Source organism: Ghiorsea bivora, from assembly GCF_000744415.1.
GTDB lineage: Bacteria > Pseudomonadota > Zetaproteobacteria > Mariprofundales > Mariprofundaceae > Ghiorsea > Ghiorsea bivora.
This window is the reverse complement of record NZ_JQLW01000011.1, coordinates 113,057-137,403: the sequence shown is the minus strand read 5'-3', so window position 1 is coordinate 137,403 and position 24,347 is coordinate 113,057. Positions and strand designations below refer to the sequence as shown.

The window sequence follows — 24,347 nt, the reverse complement described above, 5'->3', positions numbered from 1 at the left end:
GTCAAATGTGGCGCAGACATTGGGAAAACCTAATCACTTTATTTGATTACCCTGATGATATTAGGAAGGCTATTTACACGACCAACGCCATTGAATCACTCAATAGCGTGGTACGCAAAGCAATCAAAAATCGTAAGGTGTTCCCAACTGATAATTCAGCCATGAAGGTCGTGTATCTAGCCATTGAATCAGCATCCAAAAAATGGACTATGCCAATTCATCACTGGAAAGCTGCGCTTAATAGGTTCATGATTGAGTTTCCAGATAGGATGCCTGAGAAGTTTTAGGTAATGAATTTACACAGAAGGATTTACAGGGTCTAAAAATGATAGCTATAAAAAAGGCTGCTATTCAAAAGTGAATAAGCAGCCTTTGATAATTTACAGTCTCCGAAGATCGGCTAACCGACTTTGTCTAAATCATTAAATGGCAGATACACAAAACTGTTTATACTCTCAGGCTCTATTTTTTAGCGCAGTCCCAGCCCCATGCGCGTTGTTTTTCAACAAATGCAGTGGCTTTTTCTTCACAATAACCTTCTTGGTTTTGTGCTTGCCACAAGCTTTCGGTACCCGATAGCTTTGTATAGGTGACTTCGCAAGGAACAGCTTGTCCCTCATTGGCATAAACCACGCTAATTTGACGCTCTTGGTTACCATGCGTGCATACATAAGTTTCATTTGCCAATGCTGGTGTGGCTAGAAGCACACTTGTACAGGCTGTTGCTAGTGCAATATTTTTTATTGAAATCATACTTTTACCCTCCGCTTACCCTTTATTTTAGAGTGAGCTATGATGTCATCATACACGGGGTCAAACGGTGTTGTGTATCACAAAGTGTGTAACCTTTTACGCAGTATAACGACCTTATGACTATAGTTGGTTATTTGAGGAAGGTAAAGCATGTACATTTTATTTTTGACCTTGCTTGCATTGATTGCTTTTGCTGCAAACTCCATTTTATGCCGCTTGGCGCTTTATGATGGGTTGATGGATGCTGGGAGTTTTACGGCATTCAGGCTTATATCGGGTGCAGTGATGCTTGGCTTTATTTTTTCCTTTCGTAAGCAACAACAGGGTTTGCAGGCATCAGGCAGTTGGTTGGCTGCGGGTCTTCTTTTTGTTTATGCAATCACATTTTCTTATGCTTACATCGCTTTGGATATTGCCACAGGTGCCTTGATTTTATTTGCAGCAGGTCAAGTGACTTTAATCCTTTCGGTTGTGTTTTTGGGTGGGCGATTAAGTTTGCTGGAGTGGGTGGGTTTATGTTTGGCACTTATAGGTTTTGTTTATTTGATGTTGCCCAGTGCATCGACACCATCATGGTATGGTTTGTTATTGATGAGTATATCAGGGGTGGCATGGGGTTTTTATACCTTGCTGGGCAAAGGCTCGACACAACCTTTGGCGGATACCGCAAGTAATTTCATACGTTGCCTTCCTTTGGTTGTATTGTTGATGTTGTTCTCATTTGAATACACCCACTTGAATATGCAGGGTGTGTGGTATGCCGTATTGTCTGGGGCAATTGCTTCCGGTGTGGGTTATACCATTTGGTATATGGCATTGGAAAAATTAGAAACAATTCATGCTGCTGTGGTGCAATTGTTTGTGCCAGTCTTGGCAGCAGTGGGTGGTTTATTGTTTTTAGATGAAGTGATAACGATGCGTTTGCTGCTGTCAGGTGCGATTATCCTTTGTGGTATTTTATTGGTGATATTTCAACGGCATAGCGTTTAAGCACATCAAAGGGTTTGGAGTGGACGAACTGTGAATAGCATGGTTCAATATTGGTTATGAAACATAGCTTACAACCACCTGCTTGGCATATTCGTTTACAAAAGACTTTGGGTGCACCGTATATGCAAAAACTCAATGCTTTTTTGCAGCATGAATATGCTGCAGGCAAGGTGATATACCCTAAACCTGAGCATATATTTCAGGCATTGCATACAACACCTTTTGCGCAAGTGAAGGTGGTTATTTTAGGTCAAGACCCATACCACGGTGAGGGGCAGGCGCATGGTTTGAGTTTCTCAGTGCCTGTTGGTGTGGCTGTGCCACCATCGCTAAAAAATATATATAAAGAACTTCAGTATGACTTGGGCATAAACATACCGCATCATGGTTGTCTTGAATCATGGGCAAAACAAGGGGTGTTATTGCTGAATAGCGTACTTACTGTTGAGCAAGGCAAAGCAGGGTCTCACCAAAATAAGGGTTGGGAATTGTTTACGGATGAAGTTATTGCATTGCTGAATGATGAAAAAGAACATGTGGTTTTTATTTTGTGGGGTGCTTATGCCCAAAAGAAGGGTGCATGTATTGATGCATCTAAACATTTGGTGCTTCGCGGTTTGCACCCATCACCTTTATCGGCACATCGAGGTTTTTTTAAACAACATTATTTTTCACAAACCAATGCTTATTTAGAAAAATATGGGCAATCAGCTATTGATTGGTCACTGCCAGTTTATGGGCAAACTACTTTGTTTTGATTAAGAAATAGCGATAAGGCTACATATCTTTTTTGTAGATAAGTTTTGCACCATGTTTAATGTACAAATCGCTTAATTCTTTGCTCATAGAACCATAAAAGGCAAAATAATACGGGTAATCATAGTCTTTATCTAAAATATTGGGGTCGGCACCTGCTTCTAATAAAATACGAATAGCATCGATATCCTTTTCGCAAAGGTGAAGGGGGGTAGATAGCCAATTATTTTGTATTTGAAGATTTGCACCCTTCTCAATCAGAAAGCGCATGGTTTCATACTGTTGATGTTTGGTGGCATGATGCAGTGCAGTATTGTGTTTTTCATCCACGCTGTTGATGTCGTAACCATCAGCAAGGATTTGTTTTAAGCGTTGCATATCACCTGATTTTGCCGCATCAAACCACTGTTGTTTCATTGACCTATCCTCAATGTACACATCAATTATGTGTCCTTTCGCATGTGTATGGTAAAATCATTGTCTAAATATGTATCATATAAAGTGACATCTTTACTTAGTGTTTGACAAAATTCCACCATGGTTTCGGGGTGTTGGCTATGCAAGTCGTGGGCTTTGATGTGTCTGGCATCTAGCATATTAAAGGCAACACCCTTTCGGCATAGCTGGTACATGCGGCGAATGATGCGGTAGGCATAGGCTGAATCATCGTGTAATTGCTCATTTAAAGCACCAGACAATACCACCCAATCAAATGGATGGGTTGTTTCCAAATCAAACAAATCACCTGTGAAAAATGTGGCTTTCGGGTGTTGTTTCTTGGCATGTGTTAATAAATCAGGGGATAAATCAATGCCTGTATATTCAAGAGGGCATTGTTTTGCTGTGCTCCATGCATAAAAATCACCAAAACCACAACCTACATCCAGTACTGTATCATGCGTTTGTATACCAATATCGGCTAAGACTTTAAAACGTAACTCTTGGATGTCACGGCCACTCCAGTACAATGCATTGGGGTGATAACCATAGCGGGTAAAACTATCGCTATGTTTATCAATAATGCGCTGGCGTTGCCGTGCATCCATGGTTTATTTGGTCAAAGCCATGAATATTTGTGGTAATTTTTCAGGTAATTTGTCCACATTATCAATCACTGTGTAGTTTTTACCAAAAATATCTTGCACATATTCATCTGCTTTGGGGTCTAGGTTGATGCAATAGCTGTAAATACCATCAGCAGCTAATTCTTTCACTGCTTTATGTGTATCATGAATCAAAAGTTGATCATCATCAACATCAATATCTGCAGGTTCACCATCAGTAAGCACAAGCATCAGTTTTTTATCTGCTTTTTGCCCTTCCAAATAATGCCCAGCATGACGCATCGCTGCACCCATACGCGTTGAATATTTGGCTTCCATCGCGGCTAAGCGACGCTTTACTTCAGTGTCGAAATGTTCACCAAAACCCTTGATGTGAGAATATCTAACATCGTGGCGGGTATTGGAATTAAAGCCACCAATGGCAAATTTGTCGCCCAGTTGCTCAATCGTCCATGCCAATAAAGTGATGGCTTCTTGCGAAAGCTCAAGAATGGTTTGCTGGCTGCCCAAAGCTTTTTCATTAAGCGATTGAGACAAATCCAAAACCAACATCACAGCAATATCACGCCCATCATTTTTATGGCTCATATTGATACGCATATCGGGTTGTGAACCACTTTTAAGGTCAATCAACGAACGAATTGCCACATCCAAATCAAGCTCAGAACCTTCTTCTTGATAACGAATACGCACTTTTTGCTGAGGTTTTAAAGCATCCAAGATGGCTTTAAGGCGTTTGGCAAGCGCACTGTGTTTCTCAAGGATTTTATCAATCACATTGGCATCACCACTGGGATGAATCGCCTCATACACACTCACCCAATCTGGGCGATAGTGTTGTGAATTGTAGTCCCACTCATGGTAATGGCGGGGTGGTAATGAATCGACTTCATCTTGTTGTTTTTGTTCTTCAAGATGTTCAAACTGGGTGTCTTCATCATCACCTTGTTCGATATAAATCCACAAGTGACGATTATCATCGCGATAATCCACTTCAGTATTTTTAAAGTAAATTTTGGGTGATAAATCGGTTTGCCTGCGTGTGCGCGCAGTGAAGCTTAGGGCAAGGCTTGCCATATTATCACTGCTCGAAATACCGTCTTTTTCCATTTCAATAAAGAAACGTTTGACGGATTCACGAATATCATCGTGTTTCACTTCAAAATCAGGGTCAAGAATAGCGCGAGAAAGCAAGGCTAATCTTAGGCGAACCATGGATTCACCTTCGATTTCTAAGTCATCCTCATTAGGGATAGGATGCAAGGCTAAGAATAACTTGCGTAAACCTGGGTACTCTTTCATCGCCAAGTATTCAACACGAGAGTCTTCAAATGCTTCCACAGCAACACGCTGGAATGGGCTCCAGTTGTCCACAATCATTTGGCTGCTCCAACGGCGGTGTGCAGCCATGTGTGCCAAGGTTGCGCGGTAGCGGTCTATGCCGGAAACGCCATCTTTATCATCATAAACATCAGGCAAACGGATGCCCAATTTGTCATAATAAGGCATAGGTTTACGCAATTCATCAAAAGCTGATGAGTAGGGGACTAAATAATCGCTATCTTCCCACAAACCGCGTAAATACAAATCCAGTTGACGCTCATGGTCTACCATCAAGGTACCATGGCGTTCGCGTTGCATCACTGCAATAGCATCGGGGGACTGTAAGCTGAAATAATCTTTTTGGCGCTCTGGATGTTTGTTGTAATATTTTACACCATAATCAATCCAGTTTTTATAGCCTTCTAAGCTTAAAGCACGAAGTAAACGTGGGGATTGTTCAAGCAATAAAGGTAAACCAGGGCTTGGGAATGTTTTATGATGCCCGTGCACTGAACCTGTTGTTTGTTCCAACATATCTTTCAATATATCAAAATAAGCATGCAGTTGTTCGTAGCTATGTAACCTTTTCGTCACTGACCCTAAAGTTTGTAAGAAAGGTACAATGGATTTGAAATTGGTATTGGTGGATAAAAATAAGCAGAAATCTTTGATTTCAGGCAATATTTTTTCACCAACAATGGATGCAACGGTAGGTGCTTCTTCGAGGAAGATAAGCAATGGCTCAACACCACGCCCCATTTTTCCAATAAAGCGTGCATGCTCAATATAGGCATCTACACCTGCAGGCGTTAATAATGCCTTGGCTTCTTTAATGCACTCATTGAAGACCCTGTCAGCATCAGGGAAGCGGCAATTTAATGCTTCCCAATATGCTAAATCTTCAGCAGAGCGTTCTTCTGTTTCTACAACTTCAGTCATGAGTATTAAACTTATGCGAAGATGGTATCAATAGCATGATCCAAAGTAACACGGATATCCGCATCATCTGTAATCGGGCGAACCAATGCCATGCGACATGCAGCTTTAGGCTCAATACCACCTTTAATGAGTGTCGCAGCATAGGTTAACAAACGGGTTGAAATACCTTCATCTAAACCATGACCTTTAAGGTTACGTGCAGCAGTACCAATTTTAACAAGCTTGGTTGCCAATGCATGGTCAATGCCCGTTTCTTTTTCAACAATCGAAGTTTCAGTGGCCTCTGAAGGGTAATCAAACTCAAAACCTGTGAAACGTTGTTTAGTCGATTGTTTTAAATCTTTCATCAATGATTGGTAGCCAGGGTTGTATGAAATCACCAATTGGAAATCTTCATGGGCTTCAAGCAACTCACCTTTTTTATCCAAAGGCAAAGTGCGACGATGATCCGTTAATGGGTGAATCACAACGGTAGTATCTTGACGCGCTTCAACGATTTCATCCAAATAACAAATCGCACCAATTCTGGCTGCAACCGTTAAAGGGCCATCCAACCAGCGGGTACCATTGGCATCAAGCAAGTAACGACCCACCAAATCCGATGCGGTCATATCTTCATTACAGGCTACGGTAATCAATGGTTTACCAAGCTTCCAAGCCATGTATTCAATAAAGCGTGATTTACCACAACCCGTTGGGCCTTTAACCATCACGGGCAGGCGTGCTGCATAAGCTGCTTCGTAAAGTTCTACTTCATCACCTTGTGCTTGGTAGAATGGTTTTTCTTTAATTGTATATTGTGTCGTGTCGCTCATGGCAAAGGTTTCTCCTAAACTTGTAGTCCATCATTGGTAAAGCGTAAGTATAGTCCTGAATGAGAAAAAAACATGCTTATATTTCTTATGAAAACCATCAGTTTTTCTGATATTTATTGCAGTAGGCATAAAAAAGGCACCCGCTTGCGCGGATGCCTCTCTAATATGTGACTTAGAAAGTCTCGGTTTATTTGTGTGAACCGATTTTTTCACGCCAGTCTTCGCCGTATACTGCATCAGCATCGCCTGGGAATGAATCGAATGCGCGAGCAAACTCATTGTGTGTTTTCGCGTATTCAATTGGATCAGTACCAGATTTCCAGCAATCGTATGCTTGGCTCAAAGATTTCGCACCAGCAGCTGGGCTGTCGATATGACCATAAGCGCCACCACCACAAGTGTTAATCACGTTACCATGACCCAAGTTTTCGAAGAAACCTGGAAGACGTAGTGCATTCATACCACCAGAGATAATGGCAACTGTTGGTTTCATGCCATGCCATTTTTGGTTGAAGTAATGACCCATGCACTCATCACGCTCAAGCATATATGCTAGAACACGTTCGTCGCCATGACCTTCCATTTTACCATAACCCATGGTGCCTGTGTGAATACCAGAAGCACCCATCAAACGAGAAAGTTTCATGAAGCACAATGGATCCATACCCATTGGTGATTTATAAGAAGTTACTGCGCCGTGGCCTGCACGGTGATAATGTAAGAACGTATCAGGGAATTCGCGGCGACAAGTGGTCACACCGTGAACACCAGTTACGAAACCATCTACCAAGAATGCTACATGATCACGAGCGCCGATTTTGTCGAATTCGTCAAGAATGTAATTACCACGAGCAATCATTTCTTTGTAGCAATCAGCAGTGATGTTTGCAGAGAAAAGTTTAGCTTCGCCAGTTTCTTGTTGAGCACGATCCATTGCGTCTACAACTTTAGGAATCACTTCTTTCATTGGGCAGAAAGTTTGGTTGCCTTGAGGTTCATCATTTTTAATGAAATCGCCACCCAACCAGAATTGGTATGCAGCTTTTGCGAATGGCTCAGGGCGAAGGCCCAATTTAGGTTTGATGATTGTACCAGCGATATAACCGCCATCTACTTCAGGGCGACCTAAAATTTTCCATAGATCTTTAATGCCTACGTTAGGACCATCGAATTTTTTCAACATAGCTTCAGGAACCATGAAGTCCATTAAACGAAGACCAACGTGGTCACCCATGCCTTGGTTGTTACCAAGAATCAATGAATGCATTTGTGAAACCATGTATTGACCATCAGTGATATTGATGTCGAACAATTCAATTGGGTATGCCGCTTTGAAAAGACCAAAACCATCTTCAAATGCAGTTTCGTCGATTTCATAAACCATGCAATCCACACCACGTGTGAAATCATCAGTTGTTGAAACTTCAACGTTAGTACCTGTAGAAGATTCAGCTGCAATGTGCGCTGCGACTTCCAAGAAACCATAACCTGGTGCTGTTTTTAATTTATATGCAGTAAGAAGATGCTTACCGCCTGCGATTAAGTCTTCTTCTTTAAGGCTTAAGTCAGCGTAACGATTCGATTGATCCATTGAGGAATCCTCCAAAAATTTAAATACTTCGGAGAAATGCTACCTCCGACATGGCGAATTGTACACAGGGTAGGTATCATGTACAATCAAAGCTCATAATGACAAGCATAAGTTTTTCTTATAGTATTCTGCCATGGCATTCACATTTAAACAACTGAAGATATTTGCAACGGTAGCTGAACATCAAAGTTATACGATTGCAGCGAAGGTATTGTTTTTAACGCAGCCTGCCATTTCCATGCAGGTGAAGCAGCTAGAAGAATTTGTTGGCATGCCGCTGTTTGAACGTGTTGGTAAACGAGTGGCTTTAACTGAAGCAGGGCAAGAACTGCTTCATTATGCTGAGTCTATTGCACAACAAGTGAATGAAGCCAAATTAATGCTTGATGAGCTCAAAGGCGTGGAGCGTGGTAAGTTGCATTTGACCATGGCTTCAACAGCCAACTATTTTGCGCCGCAAATTATTGCAGCATTTAAGCATAAACATCCTAGGGCAGAAATCACATTGGATGTGACCAACCGATCTGGTTTGGTTGATGCTGTTGAAAATAATCACACAGACATGGCAATCATGGGTAAACCACCATCTGGGCATCATCTTAAAGGTATTCCTTTTATGGATAACCCTTTGGTGGTGATTGCCGCACCTTCACACCCCCTGGTGCATCAACAACCCATTTTATTACAAGATTTGGCTGGTGAACCGTTTATTGTTCGTGAATCAGCATCTGGAACACGTATCGCGGTTGAACGTTTCTTTGAACAACATGGCTTGGAACTGACTGCGGGTATGGAGATGAATCGTTCTGAAGCAATTAAACAAGCTGTAATGGCAGAGCTTGGCTTGGGTATTGTGTCATTGCACACTATTGAAATGGAGTTAACACTCAAACGGTTGGTTGTGCTTGAGGTCGAAGATTTCCCTATTCGTCGACAATGGCACATTGTATACCGAGAAGGCAAACGTTTTGCTGCCATCCCTGAAGCCTTTAAAAGCTTTGTGTTAGAGCAGGCTGAATCGTTGCTGAATATTCCAGATTATTGAGGAAAAACTGAATAAGCCTGAATTTGCATTGCATCTTGCGGTCAGAGTCTCTTTAATGCTCTTGAAGGTATAAGGCATTCATGCGTTGGATGAGTAGAGGTAATACATTCATGCGGTGGTGTTTAAGTTTCATGCGTAGCCTTGGGTAATGCGCATAACAAGTATCATCATTATCAGGCCAGTGAAATACCTGCTCAATTTTTCCTTCATGCAACACATCAGAAAACTCAGCATTTAAGCGTTTTAAGGCAATATCAGAAAGTGGGTTATTGATACGAAGTAGTGCGTATTTACCCACATAACGAAAGCTATGGTAGTTGGTGTAGTATTTTTCAATGTGTTGTACTGCTTTATGTGCATCATCAGTATGATAGATGAGTTGAATATCTTCATGGCTAATCAAACCATCATCCATCAAGCGGCGTACCCATGAGTGTAAAAAAGGACCCCAGAAATTATCACCGGGCGCTTCTAACATGATGACTGGAATTGGCGGGTTACGCCCTGTTTGTAATAAGGTGAGTAGCTCAAAACCTTCATCAAATGTACCAAAACCACCAGGTGTTAAAATTACAGCATCACTTTCTTTAAGGAAAAAGAGTTTACGTGTGAAAAAATATTGGCATTCAAAGCTACGAGGAGAGTCATGAACAACAGGGTTAAGCTGTTGTTCCATGGGTAAGTTGATGCCGATGCCAAATGATACTTTGCGACCAGCACCTTCATTGGCCGCTTGCATCATGCCAGGTCCGCCACCCGTAATCACCATAAAACCAGCATCTCTTAGTGCTTTGCCGCAAGCTTTGGCTTGTTGGTATTGGGGATGGTCTTCTTGGGTGCGGGCAGAGCCAAATACACTCACTTTTCGCCAAGCTTGGTAGGGTTTAAACACTTCTAAACCATGGTGGATTTCATGCAATACCTTGCTCATCAATTTTAAATCGGCATCGGGTAAGTCTTCATCAATGATGCTCAAAGTTTCATCAAGTAAATTCCTTTTGTGCGGTGAATCCAGTTCACTGCTTGCAAGGGCATCGTTCATACGCTGATGTAATAATTCCAATTCAACCACGGGGTGCTCCAATGACGATATCAATGCGCCGATTCATGGCGCGACCTTTTTTATACATATTGCTGGCGATGGGTTTGGCTTCACCGAATCCTAGCGCACGAATACGTTCTGCAGACATGCCTGCAGCAGTTAAAAATTTACGTACGGCTTCAGCACGTTGCAGCGAAAGTTTACGATTGGCTTTGGCATCACCCGTACTATCAGTGTGTCCTTCTATGCTTATTTTACGATTGGGGTACAACATAAGCGCATCTTTGATTCGAGCTAGGAAATCGAAATATTTACCATCCACTTTACTGCTGTTGGGTTCAAATTGAATTTTCTTGGCGCGAATAATCAGAGAACCATCAAGGTTGGTGATAATATCTACTTCACCTTTTTTGAATAATGAACGTAGTTTCTTTTGCCTTTTATTTTCAAAGGTTTCTTGCTCTAAACGTGAAGAAAATGCCGACTTCATGTTTAATAATTTTTCTCTAAAGATTTTTTGATCTTGTTCGTGCTGCGCCTGTAGTTTTTCTTGAAGTTCTTTGGCAAAAGCAGCTTTTAAGACTTGAATTTGTTGGATATGTTGGTCGGGTTCTTGGGCAAGTGCTTGAATAGCCTTTATGATGACGGATGATTCCACATCAACACCGACTTCATCATAGTCAACCTTAAGTTGTAATGCCTTGGCATAGGCAAGGCGCTCTTGTTTGGCTTGTAGCATGAGTTTTTCAAAACTGCCTTTGTCGCGGCTTAATGCTTTGGCATGGATTGCAAGCTTTTGCGCATATACAGCAAGCTCTAAGGCATAACCAATGCGTTCAGGGCGCGGGATATTTTTCCTTTCTGCTTGAGGCAGTTGTATATTCTCAGCGTATAACTCTAATGCTTGCAATGCTTGTTCTGCATCGTGCCATGTGCGTGGTGCGTAACGTTTGGCTCCCATGCTACTGGCTTGGTATAGGGCGTTGTTACTTTGTTCCACTAAACCAGGCATTGCGGCATCAATGGCTTGTAAAAAAGCAAGCTTAGCTTGTTTGGCTGCTTGCGTGGCTTGGTTAAGCTCACCTTTTTCAGTTGCCTGTATGGTTGTGTCCATGGCTACTTTGGCTTGCTGGTAATATGTTTCAACGTTTTGTTCAGCCAGCATACGTGGTTTATGATGGTATACATAGGCTTTATCGGCTTGTTTTTCCAATTGTAATAAGTCGTGGTAGCTTTGGCTAAAAAACTGAGTCGTATTTTTAGCTTCATCAAGCGTGATGAGTGCTTGTTTGATGGCATGTTTTAATGTGTCTGATGATTTATCCGTATTATCAAATGCAGAGGTTTCCTCTGCCGCCAACATAGCTGCGCCTTGGTAGGCTGTAATTTTTTTCATACTTGCTGGTGCAAAGCGGGCCTGATTGCTGCTGGCAAAGGCTTGGATTTGTTGGTTAAGCTCATCAAGCGTGGTTGCCCACAATGGGTTACTTATGCATATAAGTAGGATAAATGTAAAAATACGTTGGCTTATATGCATATTAGCCTAAGTCTAGCATGGTTTGTAAGGCTTTTAAGGCATTGCTTCTGTCTGCATGATCTACTTTGATTTGATGATAACCCTCACCATTCACAATGGCTTGCATAGCATAACATAAATGCTGGGGGTCGGTGCGAAACATGGTAGAGCACATGCTTACAGTTGGTGATAAAAACCAAATGGGTTTGTCAGGGTGGTTGATACGCAAGCGGTTAACCAGATTGAGCTCTGTGGCAATGGCAAACTTGCTACCTGCAGGTGCATTGCTCACATGTTGGATGATGACTTCTGTTGAGCCAACAAAGTCTGCTGTTTCACAGACTTCACGTGAACATTCTGGGTGCGCCAAGATTTGAATATCAGGGTGGTTGCTACGCATGGTGTCTGCGTGTTCTGCTTTAAAGAGTTGGTGTACAGAGCAAAAACCTTTCCAAAGGATGAGTTTGGCACGTTTGATATCTTCTTCGCTATTACCACCCATAGGTTTGAAGGGATCCCAAATAATCATGTCTTCATCGGCGATGCCCATGGTTAAGGCTGTGTTTTCACCCAAATGTTGGTCGGGAAAAAATAAAATCTTTTCGCGTTTGTTCCATGCCCATTGCATCACACGTTTGGCATTGCCCGAGGTGCAAACAATGCCTTCATGTTCACCACAAAATGCTTTGAGTGCAGCCGTAGAGTTAATATAAGTCATAGGGGTGACGCAATCATCAGGGGTGATGACTTGTGAAAGTTCATTCCAGCATCGTTGTACTTGTTCATCATTGGCCATATCTGCCATAGAACAGCCTGCTGCAGGGTCAGGTAAAATGACAGTTTGGTGCTCATCGGTGAGTACGTCTGCCATTTCAGCCATAAAGTGAACGCCGCAAAAGATAATGTAAGGCGCTTGGGTTTTTGCAGCCTCTTGCGCAAGTTTAAGAGAGTCACCCGTAATATCGGCAAAGGCAATCACTTCTTCGCGTTGGTAATGGTGTCCTAAGATGAGAAGCTGGTCACCAAGCTGTTGTTTTAACGTATGAATACGAGAAACAACTTCAGATTCTGGTTGTTCGTAAAGTTCTTGGATGGAAGGTGTAGCTTCAAGTTTTCGGTCTCTTGGCACGCAAACATCAATGTTCAAATTAGCTCTCCATATTTGCTTTAGTTGCTCGTGTTTATTTGTTGCTTACAGCGGTTGCTTTTGTCCTTGCCTAGGGGTGATACTGAAAAACAGATGAAGCATGTCAAATATTTACCTATGCTTGGCGTATGAATCAAGCAGAGCGTACACGTTTTCCACACCCTAGCCAAGCCAATGAAGAAGGGCTGTTGGCTGCAGGCGGGGATTTGTATCCTGAGACTTTATTGGAAGCATACAGTATGGGTATTTTCCCTTGGTATGCAGCAGGTGAACCAATTCTATGGTGGTCGCCTAATCCACGAACAGTATTGAACCCAGCGCATTTTCATTGTTCAAGGCGTTTGCGCCGTAGGTTGAAACAAACACGTTACCATGCCTATGTGGACAAGGATTTTGAGGCAGTGATTCAAGCTTGTGCTGCCCCGCGCAGGGAAAAAGATGGAACCCTAGGTGGCACTTGGATTTTACCCGAAATGATGGAGGCATATTCGCGGCTTTATGTGTTGGGTTATGCGCATTCATTTGAAGTGTATGATGAAGGTGAGTTGATTGGTGGGCTTTATGGCGTGCGGTTGAAGCATGTGTTTTTTGCTGAATCTATGTTTAGTAAACAACGTGATGGTTCAAAAATGGCGATGTTTTATCTGTGTGAATGGGCAAAAGAAGAGGGGGTGCAGATGATTGATTGTCAAATGCCAACACCACACCTGCATAGCTTGGGTGCAGAAGATATACCTAGAGATATGTTTTTAGACTTATTAAAACGGCCAAAATGAACTGCTACCCAGTTGGTCTTTACAGCGTTGTAGTTGACTATGATACATACTTGCTCGCTTTTTTACTTTGCGGGCGACTTTGATAAGCCAAGGTTTTTTTAAATAGGTTTTGCGTTTAAAACCACCATGACCCTCATGGTAAGCAAGGTACTGTTTGTAAGCATCCCATTTGGAAACACCCAATGTTTTATATGTGTAGTTGCCATACCAACCGATAAAGTCGGTCACATCTGCAAAATCATCACGGCTGGCGTGCCAGTTGCCAGTTTTTTCTTTGTACCAATCCCAAGTTGCATCCTTGACTTGGGCATAACCATAAGCCGAAGACTTGCGCCCCCAAGGGATAAACCACAATAAATAATCTTTGGGTGATTTGGCTTGGGCGCGAAAGCGTGACTCTTGGTGGATAATGGCAAGTTGCACATGAATAGGAACGCCCCACTTTTTGAACGAGTCGTTAGCATCATCATACCAGCTGCTTTTTTCTTTAAAAATAGAGCAGCTATTATCAAGGTTAGAAGGTGGCTTTTTTGCGCAGCCAATGCTGCCCACGAGCAGTAACAATAGTAGGGAATATTTTAACCAAGACATGCCAGAAGTGTTGCATTAAAGCATTCGTTAAACAAGGTGGTTTAAGCGTTCAATGATGCAGTTGCTAACCTGCAAAGTACTTTATAATAATTACCAAGGAGCTGATTATTAGCCCCTTGGTAATTCATATTATGGATTTATTGCACCTTTTGCTGTAAGTAATCAACAATCAGGCGTACACCGGCACCTGTTGCACCTCCAACAGGTGAAATGTCAGTTCCCTTCATGTTCCAAGCTGTGCCTGCGATGTCCAAGTGAGCCCAAGGGATATCATCAACAAAACGCGATAAGAAACATGCGGCTGTAATCGTGCCTGCTTCACGCCCACCAGTATTTTTAATGTCAGCAATTTTAGAATCAATTTGTTCTTGGTATTCTTCAAACATAGGCATTTCCCATACTCTATCATGGGTTTTCTGTCCTGATGTAATCAGACTTTGTTTAATGGCATCGGATGTGCCCATCAAACCTGTGGCCTGTCCACCTAATGCAACCACGCATGCACCTGTCAGTGTGGCAAAGTCTATGATTTCCGCAGGTTTTTGCTCTGCGGCATAAGCCAATGCATCAGATAGGATAACACGGCCTTCAGCATCAGTATTGAGGATTTCAATGGTCAAACCTTTGTAGGTGGTAATAATATCTCCAGGTTTATAAGCAGCGCCACCAAGTAGGTTTTCTGTGGATGGAATCACACCAAGCAAGTTAATAGGTAAGTTCATTTCAATGACGGCTTTAAAAATACCAAGCACAGCAGCTGAGCCACACATATCAAATTTCATTTCATCCATTTGACTAGCTGGTTTAATCGAAATACCTCCCGCATCAAAGGTTAGCCCCTTGCCGACCAAGGCAATAGGTGCATCATCATTATCTGCGCCACGATATTCCATGATAATAAACCTAGGTTCTTTGTTTGAACCTTGGTTGACTGCAAGTAGGGCAGTGAAACCCGCTTTCTCAATGGCAGCTTTGTCCATAACAGTGGTTTTAAGTTTAGGGTGGGCTAGTGAAGAAGCTTGTTCACCTAAATATTCTGGGGTACACACATTGCCTGGGTGGTTGCCTAAATTACGAGCAAAGATAGTGCCTGCAGCAATGGCTTTAGCCGCCGCAAGTGCTTGTTTTGCTTTACTCTCATCACCATGAATTACGATGTTGATGGATGAAAGTTTTGTTTGTTTATCTTTTTCTTTGGTTTGATAGTTATCAAATGTGTATAAACCCAGCCAGATACCTTCTGCAATGGCTTGTACTTTATCGGCAAGGTTAACACCAGCCACCTCAAGCTCTGTGAGGTATACATCAGCAGTCTCAATGTTGTTTTTATTTAGTTTTTGTGCGGTTTTTGATGCTAAAGAACGAAGCTTTTGTAAGTTTAGTTTGTCAATGTTGCCTGTGCCAACAAAAGCCACACGAGTACCATCATTCATATAAATACTACGAATTGAACCAAACTTTCCTTGGTGCTCATTTGAAGCCAAGAAGTTGGCTATAACCTGCTCGGTAGTTATAGCTTGAGCTGAGGTAGTAAGTTTCTGCTCAGGCAGTAATGGGTGTACAGCAACTGGGCTCTGTGGACGTAGTGATACTTGAATTGAAATCATGGATAAAGTTCCCCTTTAAGAAGATGAGGTGGAAGCTAACCAAGCTTCAATGGAATGGCTAGGGGCTGAAAATAAGGGTAGAAGGTTTGAATGGATATTTTAAGAAGGCTAGTCCAAGTCTAGGGAGCCCACATTATTCTGTTAACGTTAAAACAAATCGAGCAATGGTTAGTTGTTTTCCCTTAACATTATGCACCACCCTGAAAGCTAAGTTGTTTCCAAGATTCGTAACAGACTACGGCTACTGTGTTTGATAAGTTTAAGCTTCTAGAGTCTGGTTGCATTGGAAGCCTAAGCTTTAAACTTTCAGGTAAGCTGTCTAATATTTGAGCGGGTAAGCCTGATGTTTCACTTCCAAACAGCAGGATGTCATCTTTATGGTACTTTAACTCGTGGTAGAATGAATTTCCTTTAGTAGTTAGCGCCAATATTCTATTCCCTTTTACGGTGTTTAAGAACGCAGAGAAATTTGAATGAATTTTCACATTAGCTAAATCATGGTAGTCTAAACCTGCACGTCGAAGCTGCTTGTCTTCAAAGTTGAATCCTAGAGGTTCAATTAAATGTAAGTTGAAACCACAGTTTGCAGCTAACCTGATAATGTTGCCTGTATTGGCAGGCATTTTTGGTTCATATAGTGCAATACTAGGCATATAAATCCTCTTCTTAATTAATAGTCCAGCCTTATTATACAGAAGGGATGACTTGCTACAATTTAAATTGTTTTACTGTGATGCCTTCTTACCGTTTAAGAAATAATATAAGGTGATTTTTGCTGGTACAACTGGGTTGCCGTTTTGTTCGTAATGAAAAAACAAAACTTTTATGCTATGGAATGTGAATATGATTGTTTTTGTGCGTTCATTAAATTTATCCAATGCTTGTTCAATTGTGGTTTATGAGGTTTTGCGCCAGTTGGATTGCTTAAATTATTTAAGGAAAAAATATTTAGTGGATTTTTTGAATCATATTTGATGGGTATTTTACAGGAGTGGGTGGGCTTTTTCATAAGAATACACAATTATTCTTGTTTTTTGATACTCATTGTTAATATCTCCGCTGTCATACAAAACGTTCTCACTGAAGCATGAATAGCAAATTTTTATTTTGCTAAAAGCGTAAGTTTTTACTTTAGGCTGACAGAAAAATAGCTTTCCTTTCTATTGTCTCACTTCCTGTTACTATGCGCCGCCTTTTGCAGCAAGCTGCGAAGGTTTTTGAAAGAGATTTGAGGTTAAGACTATGTCCCGTAATTTAAGAAATATCGCCATCATCGCTCACGTTGACCATGGCAAAACAACATTGGTTGATGAGCTTTTGAAGCAATCAGGCACGCTGGATGATATGCGTGAAGATTTGGAAACTTGTGTGATGGATTCTAATGATATTGAGAAAGAACGTGGCATTACGATTCTTGCGAAAAACACAGCGATTACATACAACGGTACGCATATTAATATCGTAGACACTCCAGGCCATGCTGACTTTGGTGGTGAAGTAGAGCGTGTATTAAACATGGTAGACGGTGTTGTTTTATTGGTAGATGCGGCTGAAGGCCCAATGCCACAAACACGTTTCGTAACTGGTAAAGCTTTGGCACTTGGTTTGAAACCAATTGTTGTTGTAAATAAAATTGACCGTGATGGTGCAGATCCTGATGCGGTTGTGGATAAAACATTTGATTTGTTTGCAGCTTTGGGTGCAAGTGATGAGCAATTAGAGTTTCCTGTAGTGTTTGCATCAGCAAAGAATGGTTATGCTATGATGGATCATACAGAAGAATCAGATAATATGACATGTTTGTTTGAAACCATCATGGAACACGTTGAACCACCCAAAGGTGACCCAGCAGCAACATTACAAATGTTAGCGACCACTTTGGATTGGGATGAATATATCGGACGTATTGTGGTGGGTCGTATTGCCAATGGTACGATTAAATCAGGGCAACAAGTGGGTGTGGTTCATGCTGATGGTACACAATCCAACTTTAAAGTGACCAAGTTGCTTGGTTTTAAAGGTTTAGAGCGTGTTGAAGTCCAAGAAGCTTTAGCAGGTGACTTGGTTGCCGTTGCAGGTATTGAGCATATCAATATCGGTGAAACCATTACCGATAAAGATAACCCTAAAGCATTGCCAGTGATGACAGTGGATGCACCAACATTGAGCATGGAATTGCATGTGAATAAATCCCCACTTGCTGGTCAAGAAGGTAAGTTTATTACCACACGCCAAATTCGTGACCGTTTGTACAAAGAGATTCGTACCAATGTGGCGATGCGTGTTGAAGAAACCGATTCGGCTGATATTTATAAGATTTCTGGCCGTGGCGAGCTGCATATTGGTATTTTGTTAGAAAACATGCGTCGCGAAGGTTTTGAGATGGCAGTATCTCGCCCAACCGTGATTGTGCGTGAAGAAAATGGTGTAAAACAAGAGCCATATGAACATGTAACTATTGATGTTGAGCAAGAGTATCAAGGTACTGTGATTGAGAAAATGGGTCAACGTGGCGCAGAAATGACCAGTATGGAAACTGCTGATGATGGCATGACACGTATTGAGTTTATGTGCCCAACACGTGGTTTGATTGGTTATACTTCTGAGTTCTTAACCGATACACGTGGTACAGGTACTATGAACCACGTATTCCACTCCTATGGTGACTTTGTGGGTGCGCTTCCTGGTCGTAAAAATGGTGTATTGATTGCCAATGGTACAGGTGAAACAGTATCTTTTGGTCTTTGGAAAATTCAGGAACGTGGTAAATTGTTCTTGGGTGCTGGCGTGAAGATTTATGAAGGTATGATTATTGGTATTCATAGCCGTGACTCTGACTTGGTTGTAAATGCAAGCCGTGAGAAAAAACTAACTAACGTTAGGGCATCGGGTACAGATGAAAAAGTTGATTTGGTTCCGCCGTTGAATTTGTCGCTTGAGCGCGCCATTGAATTTATTGCAGATGATGAATTGGTGGAAATTACACCAACAAACATTCGTTTGCGTAAACGTATTTTGAACGAAAATGAGCGTAAACGCGCAGGTTCTAAAAAGTCTTAAACTGTTTGTTTAAGTAATATGTTTAAAGGCTGTAAGTGGAAACACTTGCAGTCTTTTTTGTGGTATATGTTATGAAATTAAATTCAGGCTTTCTATCTTGAGCAGTCTCTTTATGCTTCGCTCATGACTTCTACTTCTGATTCAGGTAAACCAAACAAGACTTTAGATGAACTGCGGCAAGCTATTGATACTGTTGATGATAAGGTATTGGCGCTTATTTATGAGCGGGCAGCGTTAGCTTCAGAAGTTGGTGAGCATAAGAAAAATCAACCTGCCAACACACCATTTTATGTGCCTAGTCGGGAAGCATCTATTATCCGCCGCCTTTTAAATAAGAATGGGGTGGATGCAGTAAACAATCATAGTACGCGTATTCCCGATGAAGCTATCCATGGTATTTTTCGTGAAATCATTGGTGCTTGTCTTGCTTTAGAACACCCTATGACCATTGCTTACTTGGGGCCTGAAGGCACATTCACGCACACTGCAGCTACCCGTCAATTTGGTTCATCGGTAAACTATATGGCATGTGCAAACCTAGCCTTGGTGTTTGATGCAGTCGAATCGGGTAGAGCGACCTACGGGCTTGTGCCAGTGGAAAATGCATTTGCAGGTGCTGTGACGCATACGCTTGATTTATTTGCTGACTTTGACCGTGATATTTATATTTGTGCAGAAGTGCAGTTGTCGATTCACCATCATTTGTTCAGTCATGCTGGAAAATTAGAAGATATTAAGTTGGTGATTTCACACCCGCAACCTTTGGCACAGTGTCATGATTGGTTACAAGAGCATTTACCGCAGGCTACGCTGATGGAGTCTTCATCAACAGTGCATGCAGCGAAAATGATTGAGGATGCCCGCAAAGGTGGCGATTCGGGTTTAGATTGGAAACATGCAGCGGCGATTGGTCCATACTCCATTGTTGATTATACTGAGTTACCATTATTGCAAAAGAATATTGAAGATCATCACGATAATGTGACCCGCTTTTTTGTCATAGGTCAGCATGATTCCCCGCCATCAGGTGAAGATAAAACGGCATTGGTTATTTCAACCAAGGATGAACCTGGTGCATTGCACAAATTGATTCAGTCTTTTGCTAGCCGTAATATTGGTTTAACACGCATAGAATCTCGCCCGTCGCGGAAAAAAGCTTGGGAATATGTCTTTTTTATTGATGTGTTGGGGCATAGGGATGATGCTAATGTGGAAGAGGCATTAGAGGAAATTCAAGCACAAGACGGTGTCATGTTGAAAGTTCTTGGTTCTTGCCCCGTTTCTCGGAAGCTTTAAATGAGCATAGATTGGTTGAAGCAGGCTGTTGCACAGTCTGAAAGCTTGCACCCTTATATACCAGGGAAACCGATTGCTCAGATGTTGCGAGAGTTTGGTTTAAGTGAACAAGAAGTTGAAAGCCGTATAACATCCACAGTGAAACTTGCATCCAATGAAAATCCTTATGGTGCACCACCCAAAGCTTTAGAGGTTATCCAGCAAGTAGCTCGTGAAGTGCATAGGTATCCTGATGGTGATTGTTTTGAACTGAAACAAGCTTTAGCAGAAAAACACCATATTAAGCAAGAACAACTACTGCTTGGTAATGGAAGCAATGAAGCATTAGAACTTATCATTCGTACCTTTGCAGGTGCTGGTGATGAGGTTGTTTATAGCCAACGCGGTTTTATTGTTTATGCCTTGGCGACAACTGCTGCAGGGGCAAAAGGTGTTGCGGTACCTGAGAGTGATGGGTTTACGCATGATTTGGATGCTATGTTTGATGCTGTGAATGAGCATACCAAGGTTGTATGTATTGCCAATCCGAATAACCCCACAGGTGCGTTACTGCCGACACAAGCCTTGCAGTCTTTCTTAGACAAGTTGCCGTCACATATTGTAGTGATCATAGATGAAGCTTATGTTGAATATGTAGAGGACATGGTTGAAGATAGTATCCACGCATTGGATTATGCAGGTTTGGTTGTCAGTCGGACTTTTTCTAAAGCTTATGGTTTAGCCGGTTTAAGAGTGGGTTATGCTGTGGCGGATAAGGGTTTGTTGGCCGTGGTGAATAGATTTAGAGAGCCATTTAATGTAAATAGCATGGCGCAAGCTGCGGCATTGGCAGCTTTGGATGAACATGATTGGGTGATGGATAAGGTTGCTTTATGTAAAGCAGAGCGAGTTAGGCTTGAGCTAGCCTTGTCGGATTTACATTGTTTGGCTGCGCCAAGTTTTGGTAATTTTGTATTGTTTCAACACCAAGATAGCTTGAATTTGGTTAAGAAACTGGAACAAGAAGGTGTGATTGTACGCCCGTTAGCGCCCTATGGTATGCCTGATGTGTTGCGTGTTTCAGTAGGCACAGCTGCAGAAAATGATGCTTTTTTAGCGGCTTTAAGTAAGGTGTTGCCATGATTCAAACACTTGCAATCATTGGCGTTGGTTTAATTGGTGGCTCACTTGCTTTGGCACTCAAAGAAAAAGGTGCTGTGGGTAAAGTGATTGGCGCAGGGCGTAATGAAGGTAATCTTAAACTTGCTCAGTCTTTAGGTATTGTTGATAGTTGGACGACTTCTTTAACGGATGCTGTGAAAGATGCAGACGTGGTTCTTTTGGCTGTGCCCATGGGTGCGTATGCTCATGTAATGCAAACTATTGCACCAGCACTGAAGGCAGGTGTGATTGTTACTGATGCAGGCAGCACCAAACGACATGCGCTTGCTGCCGCAGCTAAATATTTACCTAGTCATGCACACTTTGTGGCAGCACACCCTTTAGCAGGCACTGAAAAATCAGGTGCAGATGCTGCATTTTCAACATTATACCAAGATCACTTATGTATTATTACACCTAATGACTCGACGCATGAACAAGCTTTGACTGTGGTTAAACATATATGGGAAAGCGCTGGGGCTAATGTGTTAACCATGCCTGCAGATGAACATGATAAGTTGCTCGGTGCAGTGAGTCATTTACCACATTTGGCGGCTTTTGCTTTGGTTAATGCAGTGAATAAGCAAAAAACAGATAACTTTGATCCTATGGCTTATGCTGCAGGTGGTTTTAAAGACTTTACACGCATTGCATCTTCATCGCCTGAAATGTGGCGAGATATTACCTTGGCAAATCGAGATGCTTTAGAACAGCAAATTGATATTTTGATGGATGAATTGCAAAACATTAGGGTGGCATTGCAGGCAAGTGATAAAAAAAGTTTAACAGCGCTTTTTTCATCGGCAAAAGATGCAAGAGATGATTGGTTAGCAAAGCGGGAAAAGGAAAACACATGAATATCGGCGGCACATTAATCGCAGGGCCTGCAAAAGGCGCACTTAAAGGTAATATTACGGTTCCTGGAGATAAGTCCATGTCTCATCGTTCTATTATGTTAGGTGCATTGGCAGATGGTGTGACTCGTATTGAAGGTTTTTTACCTGGTGATGATAACTTCGCCACGGCAGCCATGTTTGAAGCCATGGGTGCGAAAGTGACATGGTTAAATGAAGAAAAAACAGCTTTGGAAGTTCAAGGTGTTGGTTTATATGGTTTGAAAGAACCTGAAAACGTGTTGGATGCAGGTAACTCAGGTACAGCAGCACGTTTAATTACAGGTATTTTGGCTGGTCAAGATTTTCATAGTGTGATGGTGGGTGATGCTTCTTTGCATTCGCGCCCCATGGCAAGGGTTGCTGATCCTGTGCGTTTGATGGGTGCAAAAATTGATGGTCGTGAAGGCGGCAATAAAATGCCGTTATCTATTCGCGGCGGTAAACTAAAGGGTATGAACTTCGTTTCCCCTGTAGCATCAGCGCAAGTGAAATCATGTGTGTTGTTGGCAGGATTGTTTGCTGATGGTGAAACAACGGTGACTGAGCCCAAGGCAACCCGCGATCATACCGAACGTATGTTACCTTTATTTGGGCAAGCCGTAGAACGTGTTGATGCATTTACAAGTAAACTTCAACCTTGTGGTCAACTCACAGCACCCAAAGATGTGGTGCAAATCCCTGCAGACCCATCTTCGGCAACATTTTTTGCTGTAGCTGCATCCCTTGTGGATGGTTCTGATGTGGTTTTAAACAGCATTGGTATTAACCCAAGACGTGATGGTTGGCGCAGGGTGATGGCAGATATGCAGGCGAATTTAACATTGGAAACTGAAAACACCGTGGGTGCTGAACCTGTGGCAGACATTCGCGTGAAGTCCACCACCTTGCAGGGCATGAAGGTAAACCCACAAGATATTCCTGATGCCATTGATGAGTTCCCTGTATTGTTTGTGGCAGCAGCATTGTCAAAAGGTACCTTTGTGTTGGATGAAGCCGAAGAATTGCGAGTGAAAGAGTCCGATAGAATCGCAACTATGGTTGCAGCCTTGCAAGCTTGTGGAGCAGATATTGAAGAAAAAGAGGATGGCGCAGTTATTCATGGAAAACCAAACCTCAAAGGTGGGGTAACTGTAGATGCCCACGGTGACCATAGAATTGCCATGGCGATGGTTGTTGCGGCACAGAAAATGGACAAAGAAATTCGCATTGAAAATGCAGCTGCCATTGCGACATCATTTCCAAGTTTTGTTGATTTGGCACAAAATATTGGCATGAATGTGCGTTGGGATGATGTATGAGTAGATGGTTGGTGAATCAAGGTTTACAAATTGCTATTGATGGCCCTTCTGGTTCAGGTAAAGGTACGATTGCTGCACTGATCGGTGAGGAACTGGCTTTGCCAGTGTTGGATACAGGGCTTTTGTACCGCTATGTGGGTTGGCGTGCTGAAGAAGAATCGGTGTCGCTGGATGATGAAAATGCAGTGTTATCTATGCTTGATGCGGCGATAACTTCTATGGTTTGGAAGGCTGAAGGTATTTTCTTAAAAGAGGCAGATGCTGAAAAGGATTGCACTTCGCGGCTTCGTGATGAGAATGCAGGCGCCCGTGCATCCAAAGTCGCTGCTATGCCTCAAGTTCGGACAGCATTATTGGATGTGCAGCGAGATATTGCCAAGTTGGGTTGCGTGATGGATGGACGTGATATTGGCACGGTTGTTTTACCTGATGCGCAAGCAAAGTTTTATTTGACAGCATCCCAGCGTGAACGGGCAAGAAGACGTTGGAGCCAGCTTAAAGCCAAAGGTGAAGATGCTGACTTGGAGCGTATTGCAGCAGAGTTAAGAGCGCGTGATGAACGGGATACAGATAGGGATTGTGCACCATTGGAAAAAGCAATGGATGCCATTCATATTGATTCAACAACCATGGCAATGGATGATGTTGTTGATAGAATATTAAATGTTTTAGAACGAAGAAAGTTGATTAATAAAAAATGAG

Annotated in this window: 23 protein-coding genes; 11 read left to right on the top strand and 12 right to left on the bottom strand. The window is 42.2% G+C overall.

Going from position 1 to position 24,347, the window contains the following annotated elements:
- Nucleotides 1-287 (top strand): transposase (locus tag DM09_RS09960; RefSeq protein WP_198401669.1); only part of this gene is annotated, 287 nt, incomplete at its 5' end.
- A 175-nt stretch (nucleotides 288-462) separates the two neighbouring features.
- On the opposite strand, the gene DM09_RS09955 is transcribed toward DM09_RS09960, so the two are convergent.
- Nucleotides 463-753: a hypothetical protein gene (locus tag DM09_RS09955; RefSeq protein ID WP_099098510.1), complete on the bottom strand. Its 291-nt coding sequence runs from the start codon at nucleotides 751-753 to the stop codon at nucleotides 463-465.
- Between the two features lie 150 nt (nucleotides 754-903).
- Between DM09_RS09955 and DM09_RS09950 the strand changes: the two genes are divergently transcribed.
- Together DM09_RS09950 and ung are read left to right on the top strand one after the other, a co-directional pair.
- Complete coding sequence (locus DM09_RS09950) at nucleotides 904-1,743, top strand: DMT family transporter (RefSeq protein WP_038250579.1); 840 nt, start codon at nucleotides 904-906, stop codon at nucleotides 1,741-1,743.
- Nucleotides 1,744-1,799: 56 nt separating this feature from the next.
- Entirely contained in the window at nucleotides 1,800-2,501 is a 702-nt protein-coding gene (ung, locus tag DM09_RS09945; RefSeq protein ID WP_038250576.1) for a uracil-DNA glycosylase, read from the top strand.
- 19 nt (nucleotides 2,502-2,520) lie between these two features.
- Here ung and DM09_RS09940 read toward each other — a convergent pair whose 3' ends face one another.
- The 5 genes from DM09_RS09940 to DM09_RS09920 all read right to left on the bottom strand — a co-directional run bounded on the left by DM09_RS09940 (nucleotide 2,521) and on the right by DM09_RS09920 (nucleotide 8,231).
- Complete coding sequence (locus DM09_RS09940) at nucleotides 2,521-2,916, bottom strand: ankyrin repeat domain-containing protein (RefSeq protein WP_038250574.1); 396 nt, start codon at nucleotides 2,914-2,916, stop codon at nucleotides 2,521-2,523.
- Between the two features lie 26 nt (nucleotides 2,917-2,942).
- A complete protein-coding gene (locus DM09_RS09935; protein ID WP_038250572.1) occupies nucleotides 2,943-3,545 on the bottom strand; it encodes a class I SAM-dependent methyltransferase in 603 nt (200 codons plus the stop codon).
- Between the two features lie 3 nt (nucleotides 3,546-3,548).
- Complete coding sequence (locus tag DM09_RS09930) at nucleotides 3,549-5,825, bottom strand: nitric oxide reductase activation protein NorD (RefSeq protein WP_038250570.1); 2,277 nt, start codon at nucleotides 5,823-5,825, stop codon at nucleotides 3,549-3,551.
- Nucleotides 5,826-5,836: 11 nt separating this feature from the next.
- On the bottom strand, nucleotides 5,837-6,640 hold the full coding sequence (locus tag DM09_RS09925) for a CbbQ/NirQ/NorQ/GpvN family protein (RefSeq protein WP_038250568.1): 804 nt from the start codon (nucleotides 6,638-6,640) through the stop codon (nucleotides 5,837-5,839).
- 187 nt (nucleotides 6,641-6,827) lie between these two features.
- Complete coding sequence (locus DM09_RS09920; RefSeq protein ID WP_038250565.1) at nucleotides 6,828-8,231, bottom strand: ribulose-bisphosphate carboxylase; 1,404 nt, start codon at nucleotides 8,229-8,231, stop codon at nucleotides 6,828-6,830.
- A gap of 133 nt (nucleotides 8,232-8,364) precedes the next feature.
- Here DM09_RS09920 and DM09_RS09915 point away from each other — a divergent pair, with 133 nt between their 5' ends.
- Nucleotides 8,365-9,276 (top strand): LysR family transcriptional regulator, encoded by a 912-nt coding sequence (locus DM09_RS09915; RefSeq protein WP_038250562.1) that lies wholly within the window; start codon nucleotides 8,365-8,367, stop codon nucleotides 9,274-9,276.
- A 52-nt stretch (nucleotides 9,277-9,328) separates the two neighbouring features.
- Here DM09_RS09915 and DM09_RS09910 read toward each other — a convergent pair whose 3' ends face one another.
- Genes DM09_RS09910 through nadA form a run of 3 tightly spaced genes read right to left on the bottom strand, consistent with a single transcriptional unit; the run spans nucleotide 9,329 to nucleotide 12,981 of the window.
- Nucleotides 9,329-10,348: an LOG family protein gene (locus DM09_RS09910; protein WP_232507811.1), complete on the bottom strand. Its 1,020-nt coding sequence runs from the start codon at nucleotides 10,346-10,348 to the stop codon at nucleotides 9,329-9,331.
- Nucleotides 10,341-11,855 (bottom strand): OmpA family protein, encoded by a 1,515-nt coding sequence (locus tag DM09_RS11215; protein WP_051938380.1) that lies wholly within the window; start codon nucleotides 11,853-11,855, stop codon nucleotides 10,341-10,343. Before DM09_RS11215 ends, DM09_RS09910 begins: the two co-directional genes overlap by 8 nt.
- A gap of 1 nt (nucleotide 11,856) precedes the next feature.
- A complete protein-coding gene (gene nadA / locus DM09_RS09900; RefSeq protein ID WP_232507810.1) occupies nucleotides 11,857-12,981 on the bottom strand; it encodes a quinolinate synthase NadA in 1,125 nt (374 codons plus the stop codon).
- A 128-nt stretch (nucleotides 12,982-13,109) separates the two neighbouring features.
- On the opposite strand from nadA, the gene aat reads away from it, so the two are divergent.
- Nucleotides 13,110-13,757, top strand: coding sequence for a leucyl/phenylalanyl-tRNA--protein transferase (gene aat, locus DM09_RS09895; protein WP_038250559.1), 648 nt, complete (start codon nucleotides 13,110-13,112; stop codon nucleotides 13,755-13,757).
- Here aat and DM09_RS09890 read toward each other — a convergent pair.
- The 3 genes from DM09_RS09890 to DM09_RS09880 form a co-directional block, all read right to left on the bottom strand.
- A complete protein-coding gene (locus tag DM09_RS09890) occupies nucleotides 13,740-14,348 on the bottom strand; it encodes a transglycosylase SLT domain-containing protein (RefSeq protein WP_038250556.1) in 609 nt (202 codons plus the stop codon). The genes aat and DM09_RS09890 overlap by 18 nt on opposite strands.
- 137 nt (nucleotides 14,349-14,485) lie before the next feature.
- A complete protein-coding gene (locus tag DM09_RS09885) occupies nucleotides 14,486-15,955 on the bottom strand; it encodes a leucyl aminopeptidase (RefSeq protein ID WP_038250553.1) in 1,470 nt (489 codons plus the stop codon).
- 188 nt (nucleotides 15,956-16,143) lie between these two features.
- Nucleotides 16,144-16,608: a tRNA (cytidine(34)-2'-O)-methyltransferase gene (locus DM09_RS09880; protein WP_038250550.1), complete on the bottom strand. Its 465-nt coding sequence runs from the start codon at nucleotides 16,606-16,608 to the stop codon at nucleotides 16,144-16,146.
- 589 nt (nucleotides 16,609-17,197) lie between these two features.
- Here DM09_RS09880 and typA point away from each other — a divergent pair.
- The 6 genes from typA (at nucleotide 17,198) to cmk (ending at nucleotide 24,346) form a co-directional block, all read left to right on the top strand.
- Nucleotides 17,198-19,015 carry a translational GTPase TypA gene (gene typA / locus DM09_RS09875; protein ID WP_038250547.1) on the top strand — a complete coding sequence of 606 codons (1,818 nt, stop codon included), beginning with the start codon at nucleotides 17,198-17,200 and terminating at the stop codon, nucleotides 19,013-19,015.
- Nucleotides 19,016-19,138: 123 nt separating this feature from the next.
- A complete protein-coding gene (gene pheA, locus DM09_RS09870) occupies nucleotides 19,139-20,311 on the top strand; it encodes a prephenate dehydratase (protein WP_038250544.1) in 1,173 nt (390 codons plus the stop codon).
- A complete protein-coding gene (hisC, locus tag DM09_RS09865; RefSeq protein ID WP_038250540.1) occupies nucleotides 20,312-21,433 on the top strand; it encodes a histidinol-phosphate transaminase in 1,122 nt (373 codons plus the stop codon).
- Nucleotides 21,430-22,308, top strand: a complete 879-nt coding sequence (locus DM09_RS09860) for a prephenate dehydrogenase (protein WP_038250538.1) — start codon at nucleotides 21,430-21,432, stop codon at nucleotides 22,306-22,308. Before hisC ends, DM09_RS09860 begins: the two co-directional genes overlap by 4 nt.
- Nucleotides 22,305-23,645 (top strand): 3-phosphoshikimate 1-carboxyvinyltransferase, encoded by a 1,341-nt coding sequence (gene aroA / locus DM09_RS09855; protein WP_051938379.1) that lies wholly within the window; start codon nucleotides 22,305-22,307, stop codon nucleotides 23,643-23,645. The genes DM09_RS09860 and aroA overlap by 4 nt, the downstream gene beginning before the upstream one ends.
- Entirely contained in the window at nucleotides 23,642-24,346 is a 705-nt protein-coding gene (gene cmk, locus DM09_RS09850; protein ID WP_038250536.1) for a (d)CMP kinase, read from the top strand. The genes aroA and cmk overlap by 4 nt, the downstream gene beginning before the upstream one ends.
- Nucleotide 24,347: the final 1 nt, after the last annotated feature.

What these genes read in the sequence shown, in the direction of transcription:
- DM09_RS09955 (WP_099098510.1), bottom strand. Translation starts at nt 753, where the DNA reads ATGATTTCAATAAAAAATATTGCACTAGCAACAGCCTGTACAAGTGTG.
- DM09_RS09950 (WP_038250579.1), top strand. Translation starts at nt 904, where the DNA reads ATGTACATTTTATTTTTGACCTTGCTTGCATTGATTGCTTTTGCTGCA.
- ung (WP_038250576.1), top strand. Translation starts at nt 1,800, where the DNA reads ATGAAACATAGCTTACAACCACCTGCTTGGCATATTCGTTTACAAAAG.
- DM09_RS09940 (WP_038250574.1), bottom strand. Translation starts at nt 2,916, where the DNA reads ATGAAACAACAGTGGTTTGATGCGGCAAAATCAGGTGATATGCAACGC.
- DM09_RS09935 (WP_038250572.1), bottom strand. Translation starts at nt 3,545, where the DNA reads ATGGATGCACGGCAACGCCAGCGCATTATTGATAAACATAGCGATAGT.
- DM09_RS09930 (WP_038250570.1), bottom strand. Translation starts at nt 5,825, where the DNA reads ATGACTGAAGTTGTAGAAACAGAAGAACGCTCTGCTGAAGATTTAGCA.
- DM09_RS09925 (WP_038250568.1), bottom strand. Translation starts at nt 6,640, where the DNA reads ATGAGCGACACGACACAATATACAATTAAAGAAAAACCATTCTACCAA.
- DM09_RS09920 (WP_038250565.1), bottom strand. Translation starts at nt 8,231, where the DNA reads ATGGATCAATCGAATCGTTACGCTGACTTAAGCCTTAAAGAAGAAGAC.
- DM09_RS09915 (WP_038250562.1), top strand. Translation starts at nt 8,365, where the DNA reads ATGGCATTCACATTTAAACAACTGAAGATATTTGCAACGGTAGCTGAA.
- DM09_RS11215 (WP_051938380.1), bottom strand. Translation starts at nt 11,855, where the DNA reads ATGCATATAAGCCAACGTATTTTTACATTTATCCTACTTATATGCATA.
- aat (WP_038250559.1), top strand. Translation starts at nt 13,110, where the DNA reads ATGAATCAAGCAGAGCGTACACGTTTTCCACACCCTAGCCAAGCCAAT.
- DM09_RS09890 (WP_038250556.1), bottom strand. Translation starts at nt 14,348, where the DNA reads ATGTCTTGGTTAAAATATTCCCTACTATTGTTACTGCTCGTGGGCAGC.
- DM09_RS09885 (WP_038250553.1), bottom strand. Translation starts at nt 15,955, where the DNA reads ATGATTTCAATTCAAGTATCACTACGTCCACAGAGCCCAGTTGCTGTA.
- DM09_RS09880 (WP_038250550.1), bottom strand. Translation starts at nt 16,608, where the DNA reads ATGCCTAGTATTGCACTATATGAACCAAAAATGCCTGCCAATACAGGC.
- typA (WP_038250547.1), top strand. Translation starts at nt 17,198, where the DNA reads ATGTCCCGTAATTTAAGAAATATCGCCATCATCGCTCACGTTGACCAT.
- pheA (WP_038250544.1), top strand. Translation starts at nt 19,139, where the DNA reads ATGACTTCTACTTCTGATTCAGGTAAACCAAACAAGACTTTAGATGAA.
- hisC (WP_038250540.1), top strand. Translation starts at nt 20,312, where the DNA reads ATGAGCATAGATTGGTTGAAGCAGGCTGTTGCACAGTCTGAAAGCTTG.
- DM09_RS09860 (WP_038250538.1), top strand. Translation starts at nt 21,430, where the DNA reads ATGATTCAAACACTTGCAATCATTGGCGTTGGTTTAATTGGTGGCTCA.
- aroA (WP_051938379.1), top strand. Translation starts at nt 22,305, where the DNA reads ATGAATATCGGCGGCACATTAATCGCAGGGCCTGCAAAAGGCGCACTT.
- cmk (WP_038250536.1), top strand. Translation starts at nt 23,642, where the DNA reads ATGAGTAGATGGTTGGTGAATCAAGGTTTACAAATTGCTATTGATGGC.